The organism is Pseudarthrobacter sp. fls2-241-R2A-168 (assembly GCF_030209335.1).
GTDB lineage: Bacteria > Actinomycetota > Actinomycetes > Actinomycetales > Micrococcaceae > Arthrobacter.
The window spans coordinates 1-11,044 of record NZ_JARVSG010000054.1; the positions used below are offsets into that span (position 1 = coordinate 1).

At 61.2% G+C, this 11,044-nt stretch carries 8 protein-coding genes and 1 pseudogene; 7 read left to right on the forward strand and 2 right to left on the reverse strand.

All coding sequences use genetic code 11. The features are described 5' to 3' along the window. Positions 1 to 418 (reverse strand): annotated as a pseudogene (locus tag QRN11_RS21515) (hypothetical protein); the annotation flags it as partial. Positions 419 to 1,232: 814 nt separating this feature from the next. Here QRN11_RS21515 and QRN11_RS21520 point away from each other — a divergent pair. The 6 genes from QRN11_RS21520 (at position 1,233) to QRN11_RS21545 (ending at position 7,597) form a co-directional block, all read left to right on the forward strand. Then, a complete protein-coding gene (locus tag QRN11_RS21520) occupies positions 1,233 to 2,009 on the forward strand; it encodes an enoyl-CoA hydratase-related protein (protein WP_285314438.1) in 777 nt (258 codons plus the stop codon). Between the two features lie 136 nt (positions 2,010 to 2,145). Beyond that, positions 2,146 to 2,919, forward strand: coding sequence for an electron transfer flavoprotein subunit beta/FixA family protein (locus QRN11_RS21525; RefSeq protein WP_285314439.1), 774 nt, complete (start codon positions 2,146 to 2,148; stop codon positions 2,917 to 2,919). 6 nt (positions 2,920 to 2,925) lie between these two features. Then, positions 2,926 to 3,912, forward strand: a complete 987-nt coding sequence (locus QRN11_RS21530; protein WP_285314440.1) for an electron transfer flavoprotein subunit alpha/FixB family protein — start codon at positions 2,926 to 2,928, stop codon at positions 3,910 to 3,912. Between the two features lie 725 nt (positions 3,913 to 4,637). Further along, positions 4,638 to 5,501, forward strand: coding sequence for a cytochrome b/b6 domain-containing protein (locus tag QRN11_RS21535; RefSeq protein WP_285314441.1), 864 nt, complete (start codon positions 4,638 to 4,640; stop codon positions 5,499 to 5,501). 942 nt (positions 5,502 to 6,443) lie between these two features. Beyond that, a complete protein-coding gene (locus tag QRN11_RS21540; RefSeq protein WP_285314442.1) occupies positions 6,444 to 6,809 on the forward strand; it encodes a Mu transposase domain-containing protein in 366 nt (121 codons plus the stop codon). Between the two features lie 416 nt (positions 6,810 to 7,225). Next, positions 7,226 to 7,597, forward strand: coding sequence for an ATP-binding protein (locus QRN11_RS21545; protein ID WP_502935065.1), 372 nt, complete (start codon positions 7,226 to 7,228; stop codon positions 7,595 to 7,597). 1,087 nt (positions 7,598 to 8,684) lie between these two features. On the opposite strand, the gene QRN11_RS21550 is transcribed toward QRN11_RS21545, so the two are convergent. Continuing rightward, on the reverse strand, positions 8,685 to 9,731 hold the full coding sequence (locus tag QRN11_RS21550; protein WP_285314443.1) for an LLM class flavin-dependent oxidoreductase: 1,047 nt from the start codon (positions 9,729 to 9,731) through the stop codon (positions 8,685 to 8,687). A gap of 559 nt (positions 9,732 to 10,290) precedes the next feature. Between QRN11_RS21550 and QRN11_RS21555 the strand changes: the two genes are divergently transcribed. Next, a complete protein-coding gene (locus QRN11_RS21555; protein WP_285314444.1) occupies positions 10,291 to 10,764 on the forward strand; it encodes a nuclear transport factor 2 family protein in 474 nt (157 codons plus the stop codon). Positions 10,765 to 11,044: the final 280 nt, after the last annotated feature.

Sequence of the window (11,044 nt, forward strand, 5' to 3'; positions counted from 1 at the left end):
CACTGGCCATGCCCTGCTGATCGGGAGCGCTTGCCATGCTGTGCAACTGGCTGGACATGGTCCGGATACCTTCTGCCGCCTTCTGCTGCTGCGTACCGGCCTGGCTGGTCAATCCTGACTTGGCCTGCGCCAGCAGATCCTGGGCGCTGTACTTCACCTCGGAAGCGACGTTGGCAACTTCTTCCTTCGCCGTCTGGGCCACACTCTGTGCGGAGCCCTTCGCTGTCCGGGCTACGTCTGCGGCTTCTTCCTTCGCTGCTTCCTTGCGCGACGTCCCGGAGGCGTCTCCAGCGGGTGCCTCGCCATATTGTGGGGTGGCGGCGGACGGGAAAGTGGTGGCGCTTCGCTCGCCCGGAATTCCTGTGGAGGCCGGCGGAGCCGTGTAAGCGGGATCCTCGGGCCATTGGTTCTCTGTCATCTTCGCTCTCTCTTTCCAAGAAGGCCGGTTGTTGATCAAGAACCAGCGATACTGGCCCTAAAATAATAAGCATGATTACTAATAAAAGGTAAGTACGCTTGCTAAGCGAGTTATAACAGTGCCATCTGAGGCGAATTAGCTGTCAAGGGCGAAGATCGAAAGCCCTACGTTCCGTATATGGTGCAACGTGGAGTCCGCCGTTTGTGGGTGGCCTCTGGTCACGTCACAAAAGTGGCATGGCCTCAATTTAGCCCCTTGGGTCCACCGCCCGGTCCTGGCTTGAGCGCGATTAGATCGCGGCCTTCGATTGGGCCCGGCGCCTGTACGGCGTCGCCAGGCCGACGGCGTACCCAAAAATCATCTCGGCCTGGGCGGCGAGGATGGCGGCGCCCCCTTGTCGCGCAGCCGCCAATGAACTCGCGGGGGCTAGGACTCTAGGCTCCCATCTTGCCCCTTCCGGATCAGACAGGCTGGCTGGGCTCAGTGGGGCCCCTTTAGTTCGACACTGTTGCCTAACTCGATCCTCACACCACGAAGAAGAAAGGGTTTCGGGGCTTGGCGTCCTCCTCTATGTGATGCGACGCAAACGTGAGGCGTTGCAAGGACGTTGAGGTGTGCAGCCTTGGTTTTGGTCGGCAGCTTGAGGGCAACGCAACCTGAGAAGCGTTCCTAAGAAGGGGCATTGACTGAACCGTCATTGCTTGGTGCGGCAGTCGCATTCTATTCAAATGATTGGTACAGTTAGGTTAATTGCTAGGAGGCGCTCAAGACGCTTCATCGTATCCACGGCGCAAAGCCTTATCAGAGGAGCCTCATGACTGACTTCGAGACAATCCTGGTCGAAACCCGGGGCCGTGTTGGGTGGATCACTTTGAATCGGCCGGAGGTGTTGAACGCGCTGAATTCGACTCTTATCGGGGAAATCGTGGCGGCGGCAATGGCGTTCGACGCCGATCCCGCTATCGGCGCGATTGTGGTGACCGGGTCGGCTAAGGCCTTTGCGGCCGGTGCCGATGTGAAGGAGATGGCCGAAAAGGGATATGTCGACATGTACCTTCACGACCCTTTTGCAAGTTTGGGTGACTTCGATCGTCTGCGCACGCCTGTCATAGCGGCGGTCGCCGGGTTCGCCCTCGGTGGTGGCTGTGAACTAGCGATGATGTGTGACGTTATCTTGGCTGCGGACAACGCCAAGTTCGGTCAGCCTGAAATCGTCCTCGGAGTAATCCCGGGTATCGGTGGTTCTCAACGTCTGCCGCGCGCTGTCGGCAAGTACAAGGCAGCTGAACTAGTGCTTACGGGGCGGATGATGGGCGCCGAGGAAGCGGAACGGTCGGGGCTGGTATCTCGCGTCGTTCATGCCGACGATCTGCTGGCGGAGGCTGCGAAAACAGCGGAGGCGATCGCATCGAAGTCTTTGCCTGTCGTGTACGCGGCCAAGCATGCTCTGCAGGCGGCTCAGGAGATGGCGCTTAGCGAGGGACTGAGGTTCGAGAAGCAGGCCTTCGCTGGAACCTTTGCGCTTGATGATCAGACTGAGGGCATGGTTGCCTTCCGTGACAAACGCCAGCCTCACTTTGCGCATCGCTAACAGGCCTGGATTCGCCCGAGAGTCCACTTCTGCAGCGGATTGACTCAATGTCAAGACGACCAATTTTTTAGAACCCCCGATACGGACGACCACTGAGGGCGATCTGTGTGGAGCATCGAATGGCTAGGAGAAGTCGATGAGGATAGTTGTGCTGGTGAAAGAGGTCCCTGACACGTATGCGGACCGTAGGCTCGACTTAGAGACCGGTCTGGCTGACCGGGCTGCGAGCGATAGGGTGCTCGACGAGATCGGTGAGCGGGCGACCGAGGCTGCTGTCGCTTACGCGGAGTCGCACCCGGACACGGAAGTCGTGCTGTTGTCGGTGGGTCCTGATTCAGTGCCAGCCACCCTTCGCAAGGGCCTTGCCATGGGTGCGACCAGCGCGGTACATGTGCTGGATGATGCGATGCTGGGCGCTGATCTGACGTTAACGGCGGAGGTGCTCGCTGCAGCGATTGAGCGGATCGGGTTCGACGTGGTGATCGCCGGGAACCAGTCGACGGATGGCTCGGGGGGAGTGATCCCGGCGATGATTGCCGAGCGGCTGGGTGTGCCGCACGCGACCAGTATGCGCACCGTCGAGTTGTCGGATGGCGAGGTGCGTGGCGAGCGTGCTTCTGATGAGGGCACCATGCGGGTGTCAGCACCGCTGCCTGCGGTGGTGTCGATCACCGAGGCGCTACCGGACGCCCGGTTTCCGAACTTCAAGGGCATCATGGCGGCTAAGAAGAAGCCGTTCGAGACCCTCACCCTTGCAGATCTCGGGGTTGATCCGGATGCTCTGACGCCGCGTTCAATAATCACGGCGGTCGCTGAGAAGCCGGCCCGGCAGGCGGGCGTAAAGATCACGGACGAGGGTGACGCTGCCGAGCAGCTCGCTCAGTTCCTTGTGCAGAACCGATTGGTGTGAGTGATTATGACGAACTTTGCTGCTAATTCGATCTTGGTGCTGGCGGAAGTTATGCGCTCCGGGGCTCTCGCGAAGAGTGCCGCGGGACTACTGGGCGCGGCCTCGGTCGTCGGCGCCCCGGTTGCACTTGTGGTCACTCAACCCGGTCAGGGTCAGGCCGCGGCTCAGGCCGCTGGATCGCTTGGCGCCGCCCAGGTGCTGGTGGTGGAGACTGAGGCGGCTGGGTCAGTACTGACGGCGCCGCTGGTTGATGCTCTGGTCTCCGCTGCGGAGCTGGTGCGACCCGAGGCGGTGCTGGTGTCGAATTCGGTCGAGGCTCGGGACGCTGCGGCGCGTTTCGCGGTTCGCACCGCCAGTGCCCTCGCGGTCGACGCAATCGGGGTGGACCGCGACGAGGAAGGGATCATTGCCCGCCACTCGGTATACGGCGGTGGGTACAACGTGGATTCGGCGGTGACCTTCGGCAGTCCGGTCATCACGCTGCGTCAGGGGGCCGTAGACACCCGAGCCGAAGCAGCCACGCCGGTAGTGACGACGCTGGAGGTTGTCAGCACAGCCGGACCCGCGGCATCCGTTGTCTCATTCGCGGAGGTCGAGGGGACATCGAATCGACCGGAACTCCGGGGGGCAGCGAAGGTCGTCTCAGGCGGCAGGGGCTTGGGCTCGACGGAGAACTTCGTGCTGGTGGAAGAACTCGCCGACGCGCTGGGTGCAGCGGTCGGCGCGTCACGCGCCGCAGTGGACGCGGGCTACATACCGTCGACACATCAAGTGGGTCAGACCGGAGTATCCGTGTCGCCACAGCTCTATGTCGCCCTCGGCATCTCGGGTGCGATCCAGCACCGTGCAGGCATGCAGACGGCGAAGACCATTGTTGCGATCAACAAGGACTCGGATGCGCCGATCTTCGAGATCGCGGACTTCGGTGTGGTCGGCGATGTCTTCACGGTCGTGCCGAAGCTGATCGCGGCGCTCGGCGAGAAGAAAGCGTAGCTGCAGTGGCGACTAATACGGGGTCGGTTCGCCGTGGTCTGCCGCGCTGGCACGGCGGCGAGCCGTGGCCGCCCGCCGCTGATGTGCCGGACCATCTAGCGCTAACGCACCAAGAAACTGGTGACAGTGCGCCGGAATTGCCGGAAACTGTTGACCCATCGGTACCGCCAGCGCCGTCGGGACCGACGCAGGCCGTACCTTTGTCGGCTGCCGCTGCTCCTGAGGGGATGCGCGTCAGGCGTCGCGGCTTGCCGCGAACTCCCGGTACCGAGCCGTGGCCACCGGTGGGCGAACCAGCCCCGCACGGGGTCATGAGCGCTGCCCCGGCCACAGCTTCGGTTGCGGCCCCGGCCGACAGTGGTGCCCCAGCGACTCCGGTCACGCGCGCCGCGCACACCGTGACTGTTCCGACTGCGAGCGAGTCTGACCGCCCGCTGCGCCGCGGCCTGCCCCGTATCAAAGGAGGTGAGCGGTGGCCCCTGGCGGGTTTTGCGCCCGTCGTCGACACGCCGGAACCCGCTGCGGCTGTGACCGCTTCCCAGACTCCGGTGGTGGCTCCCGCTGAGCCCACACCTGAGTTGGTCCCGTCGGTTCCCCCCGCCGCGCAGCTTCGCCCCACCGCTCCCGTGCCACCGCCGTCGTCGCGTCGCCCCGCTTCGGCCGCGACACCGAAGCGTCGACAAATCAAAGGACTCTCGCTTCCGAAGGCGCTGAGGGTAGCGGTCTTGGGTGGTTTGGCACTGCTGCTCGCGGCGTTGCTCGTGGTCGTCACAGCAACGTGGCTGGTGAACTTGCCGGCCATGCGGGACTTTATGACCACGTATCCGGGTGAGTACCACTTGCCCGAGGGCGTGGTCGCTGGGTTCCCGGCCTGGGTGCAATGGCAGCACTTCTTCAACGCTTTCCTGATCGTTCTGATCATCCGCTCGGGTTTGCAGGTGCGCACCGAACAGAAGCCAAGCGCTTACTGGACGCCGCGCTGGTCGAAAAACGGGCAGGGCAAGATCAGCCTCGCGCTCTGGTTCCACCAATCGCTGGACATCCTGTGGTTGCTCAACGGCATCCTCTTCGTTGTAATGCTGTTCGTCACCGGGCATTGGATGCGAATCGTCCCGACCAGCTGGGAAGTGTTCCCGAACGCGCTTTCAGCGGCGCTTCAGTACCTGTCGCTGAACTGGCCGACCGAGAACGGCTGGGTGAACTACAACAGCCTGCAACAGCTGATGTACTTCATCACCGTCTTCATCGCCGCACCGCTGGCCGCCCTTACCGGCGTCCGCATGTCGGGCGTGTGGCCAAAGAACGCGAAAACTCTCAGTAAGCTCTACCCTGTGGAGCTGGCGCGGGCGATCCACTTTCCAGTGATGCTCTTCTTCTCAGCGTTCATCCTCGTGCACGTCGCCCTGGTCTTCGCGACCGGCGCGTTGCGGAACCTGAACCATATGTACGCCGGCAGGGATGTTGTGAACTGGACTGGGTTCTGGATCTTCTTCGCCTCGTTGGTGGTCATCATCGGCGGCTGGATCGCGGCACGACCGTTCGTTCTTGCGCAGATTGCGAAGCTGTCCGGCAAGGTCACCGCTCGCTAGGATCCATCACGGCAGGCAACTCGCTGACACTCACTGATTATGCGACCGCTTAGTCCTCCTCAGTGAGGCGATGGCGACAACCCTTTGCACTTGAGGGCTCGCGGGCTGGAAGCCCCCGCGATGGTTGCGCAACCAGACTTTCCATTCACGCCCAGCCGGCACAGGCGGTCGCCGCCGCCCTCCGGCTGATTGGGATGACTCTGGACAGCCTTCCCGTCGAGATCAACGTGTCGATAACGGTCGAAAAGTGAGCCACTCGTTCCAACGACTGGGTGGGTGATCACTGTGGAGGATTGGCGCATATCCGGCGGTTGCCTCTTGCCGAGGGGTGAGTCGATCATATCGATACCGGCGCAGCTGTGCATCTCTCGAAACACGGTTGCTAAAGCAATCAGGGCTGATGGTCCGCCGACTTATGTGCGTGTGCGCCGCATTCCGGGATCACGGTGGTCCGGTGATCCATGCGGTGCTGAGAGAGAACGCGCGGTGCTGGCAACGGTGCTCGCGGGGAGTGGGAATTGGGTGCAGTTCCCCGGCATGGTTCCGGGAGCACGTGGACTAGATCCGGCCGGAGTATGCCCCTGCGGATACCGCAGCCCCGCCAGTTATCAACCCCGGGATCAGGCGTAGCGCGTTTGTGGTTTCCAGAGGTTTGGATACCGGTTGATGGTGGGCAGTTGAAAGTTCTGCCGGTGCTGGTGGTTGTCTACTCAGATTCGCGGTTCACGGCCGGGATGATTCCGTCCCGTATGTCCGGCGAACTGCTGGCCGGGACGTGCGAGTTGCTCGGGTAACTGGGCGCTTTTCCGCGTCGGCTGATCCGAGATAACAAAACCGGCATCAGCCGGTGAAACAGTTATGCCGCCGGAATCGCGCGTTAGCCGGGGTTCTCGCGACCAGGATCATGCCGGTCAAACCGTACGATCTGAAAGCAAGGGCGTGGTGGAGCGTGCCTACCAGTTCCTGGAGACCTTGTTCTTGCCCGCTCGTGCCTTCCCGCGGGACTACTACGTCCGGATCGGCTCCTGTCGCTACTCGGAGCATTCGCATGCGATCAGAAGGTCCGTCGACATCACTTCAGACATGGAAATCGTCACGATGAGCCTTCACGGCCGGTGCCTGGGAACCCACATCCAATTTTGGGGCGCCGGCCTGATGATCACAGATCCGGATCACGGCGAAGCCGCCCGAACGAGGCGGAAAGCCTTCCAAAGCCAGGCACCTGGGGCCGACACGACCGGGCTGAGGGACCCCGCTGACGACTATGGGGCCTTCGGTGTCGTGCTCGATGATGGGCAGGTTGCCTGATGGCCGAAGCCAGAGAAACCCCCGGCGAGATCGGGTTCTACTCCCGGCGATGAAAGCACCCCGGATTTATGAAGCAGCGACACGGACCAGGCCCGCGAGAACGGACGTACCCACGAGGAATACCTCGCCGCGGTCCTGTCCCGGAAAGTCGCCGCACAAGAAACATCTGGGGTTGAGATGCGTGCACGGTTGCCGTGTTCCCAGCTCGCAAGTCGCTCGAGGATTTCAGCTTCCACCAGCCCGGATTCTAACGGAACACCATCGCGCATCTGGCCAGCGGCGCGTTCCTCACTGCGACGTGTCCAACATCGTCTTGCTGACCCTCCCGAAACGGGCAGAATCCACCTCGCACCGAGCTGCTGCTGCGGGTCACCCACCTGGGCCAACGGGTCCTGTTCCAATCGGCGATCGAATTGTTGGCCCCCCTGCAGGCGACGCACCAAGGTGGGCGGTTGCCGCATGAACTGGTCCGGCTGCGCGACTACGGACTAATCATCGTCGATGAGGTTGGCTACATCCCGTTCGAACTGGACGCCTCGAACGTGTTCTTCCAGCTCGTCTCTTCACGCTACGAGCATGCCTCGCTGATCTTGAACTTCGAACCTGCCTTCGCCCGCTGGGGCGACGTGTTCGGAGACCAGGTCGCCTCGGCCCTGATCGAGCTTTCAGCGCACCAAGCGCCTACAGATGGGCGCCACGGTGATGATGCTTCCGTACCGATACAATCCCGCGGCGGTGGTGGAGCTGACAGGTTCATCTGCACCTCCAGGAAGGGCCTGGACCTGTGAGTTCGAGCTGTGCTGCTGCCGGTGGTCGCGGCGGGCGGGCTAAAGGTCAGCTGTAACGCGAGGAGCTGGACTGGATGATCTAGATCAAGAATTCCTGTGACACCGACCGGGATGCAGCGCTGGAGAAAGACCCCGTGGCTGCAGTAGATCCCACCCGAGCTGGACCCAAGGCTCACCTACGTGTTCTTCCAAGCGCCGGGGCCAACCGCGAAGCTCGCGGCGAGGTTACCGGGCGAGAGGCAGCTATAAGAGAAACGGCTAATGCTGGGCCGAAATTGAAGCCCTCAACCCAACAGTCGGGGCTCAGGCGGTGCCATCCGGTTGACGTTAGGACTTTTGATTGGCTGACGGAGCAGCTTGCGTCTATCGAACCGATCACCGCCCAGCCGTACTGCATGCTAATAATCGCCGCGGTGGCAGTGCCGAAGTTAACAGAGTGGTCAGGTTGGGGCGCGGATTTAGTCAGTTGTGCAACAACTGACGCCAGCGCTGACCATTCTCCAGAACGCGACCCGATTCGAACTCGGAATATAGAGGGAACAAGCCAGGTAGTACGGTTGTGGCGCTCAACTCGACCAGTACTGGTTTCAGTGTTAGCTCCGCGGCAAGGGCGTGACTCCACGTGTTGCCTACCAACCGGGTAACGACAACCCCCCCTTGCATCCCGGTCGGGCTTGCAAGCTTGTAGAGGAACGTCTTCAGCAGCCGGCTGTAGGTCGCCTGGTTTGTCGACTCGCGACCACCAGCAGGTCAGATTGAGCCACAGCGGACGGCTGCGCCGATGCCGTCGTCGCCCCCTTGAGTATCGCGAGGCCCAGCTCCGTGCCCTCAATCCCCGATTCGCAAGTCGTCCGGACACTTCGGCAACTACGCGAGTTGTCTGTGAAGCAAGTGTGGTCAGGCTGAGGAAAATAGCCGACCCGGATCGCGCCAAATATGCATTGTCGGCCAGGGCGGCACTCTGTCGAAGTTCCCTGCACAGGGTTGCCATCACTCGAAGGCGAACTTCACGAGCGCCGCACCTCAGCCTTCGTTCGAACAGGTCTTGCCCACCTGGCAACAACGGGTGCCGTTGCCGTCATTCGGACTACTTCGCGACTGTGCTGGGGGCAAACTTCTCGAAGTCGATGCTTTCGAGATCCTTGAGTGGTTCAACCACCTCACGACCAACCTTCTCCAGGTAGGCAACGGTCTGTTCAGCGTCCATGCCGGGCCAGTGCGGCCGAACCAGAAGCGGCCCGATCGGAACCCGTGCGGCGATGTCGCGGAGCTGTTGTCGCACCTGCTCGGCGGTCCCAAGGACGGCGTGGTCCTTGACGTTGTCGAGGAAGTCGTTCTCAACCCGCTCCTTATCCAGGAGCTGCATTCCCTGCTCGGCGTATGACAAATATTTCCCCTGGGAAACTCTGGCGAAGTCTCGCAGAGCGTCTTCGAATGTCGCCCCGATCTGGAGTTCACGACGAAGCGGGAACTTCGTGAGCGGCAAACCGAGTTTCTCCCTTTCTGCGACGTAGGTGTGGGTCAGCCTTTCGACGTCGTCGACGGGCAGTTTGGGTGAGATCGTCCAGACGTCACCGTGCCGCGCCGCGCGCCGCACTCCCGATTCCTTCAGGGCTCCGAGCCAGATCGGAGGGCGTGGCTTTTGAATGGGGTGGATGTGGGTCGGGCGGTCGTCGATGTCGAAGAACTCGCCGTGATGAGTGACCCGAGGCTGAGTCCAGCATTTCGTCATCACTTCAATGAGCTCTTCGAGCAGTTTGTAGCGCTGCTTGTAGGGCTTCTTGAAAACGTCATATTCGTGCTGAAGGTAACCAACCCCGAGCCCGACAACCAGCTTGCCCCGCGAGACGATGTCCAGAGTGGCAAGGTCCTCGGCCAGGGAGACCGGGTGGAAGAGCGGACCCACCAGCACGGTGGTGCCGATGCGCACATGGTCGTCGAGCTCCGCGGCCAGACGCGCCAGCAATGGGATGGGTTGGAGCCAGCGGAAACCGTCGTAGAGGTAGTGATGACCCATGGTCATATACGTGAACCCGGCCTTTTGCGCCGCCTCCACCTTTCGCAGTATGAGGTCGAAATGCTCCTCAGGTGGGCTCGAGACCGGCTGATCACCAATCAAAATTCCAAACTCCATGGATATCTCCTTCATTGCAGCGGGGGAGCGGCCAGTTGGACCCTGTATCAAGCCGTATCATTATCAGGATATCAATGGGTCGGCTGTTGTACAACTTTCCGGAGTTGACAGGTGCCACCCAGATATGCGCCCATCGCGGGACGGGTGTCAAGGCGGGCATGCGACCGGCACGTCGTTCGCTTCGCGGAGCCTCATACGTTCGGAATTTCGTTCCCGCTCTGTTTGGCGGCACTGGTGCACAGCAGATCACGCGGCCTGCATCTTTGCCCGGCGGTTACTCTCAGAACTGGCTTCTGCCCATAGCGGCCGCAGTGGCCGTATCAAAGGCGACCAGGCTATCGCTGGCCCCACCGACCGCCCATTACTCTGACCTTTCCGCGGAGTTCCATCGTCGCCTTCAACCCTATGCAGGCCGGCAGCGCAGCGAATCCTCGCCTTGGCTGCCGGACAAACACTTTGGACGCGATGGGTGGCCGTGGGGTAAAGGCTCTTCTCTTACATTCTATTGATTCGTATATAAAGGTCCTGCATACTTGGACAAACGATGAGAGGTGGCTTCATGTTGGATTCCGATCTGATCGCCCGAGTCGCTGCGCTTGAGGCCAAGGAGGAAGTCCGCGCGACGATCGCGCACTACAATACAATCGCCGACGAAATGAAGGCCCTTGACCACCTGATGGACATGTTCACAGACGATGCAGTGGTGTATAGCTCGTCCGGGAAACTAGCGGGGCGGGTAGCGATCGAAAAATTCTTCCGTAGGGCATTCGACGGCGGCACCGAGTTCAATCAGCACTATGTCACGAATCAAGTGGTGGACATCCTGCCGAATGGTTTCGCCCGTCACCGGGCGTACTTCGTCGCACTCCAGGGGTCGCAGGGCGAGTCTAAGATTATCCTGGGTCAGTATGACGATCGCCTCGTTAGGACTAACCAGGGGTGGAAATTCTCGAGCAAAGTCCACGCTATTCTCGGCGTTACCACGCCTGAGGCCGGTTGGGCACATGGGTTCGCAGAAACGTCGCCGGAGTAAGCTTTCCCGGAGAAAGAAGCTTACAACCGTCTCTTGGATCCGCGACCGGCGTGGCACGCGACCAATCGGCTTGCGGTGACCTAGCCCGAACGGTTTGTTCGCGAGTGCAGCTGGCCTCCGTTGCCGACGTTTGGGCAATTAGTCAAGAAGCTCCTAGCCAAGGTACGAGCTTCACCCGCCACATCTAGCTATCGCTTTGGGGCGAAAAACCTAACGAAAAGTTAACGAGGTCATGATCGAGAAGAAGACTACTCAGCTTCGCAGGATTTTCGAGAGCCCT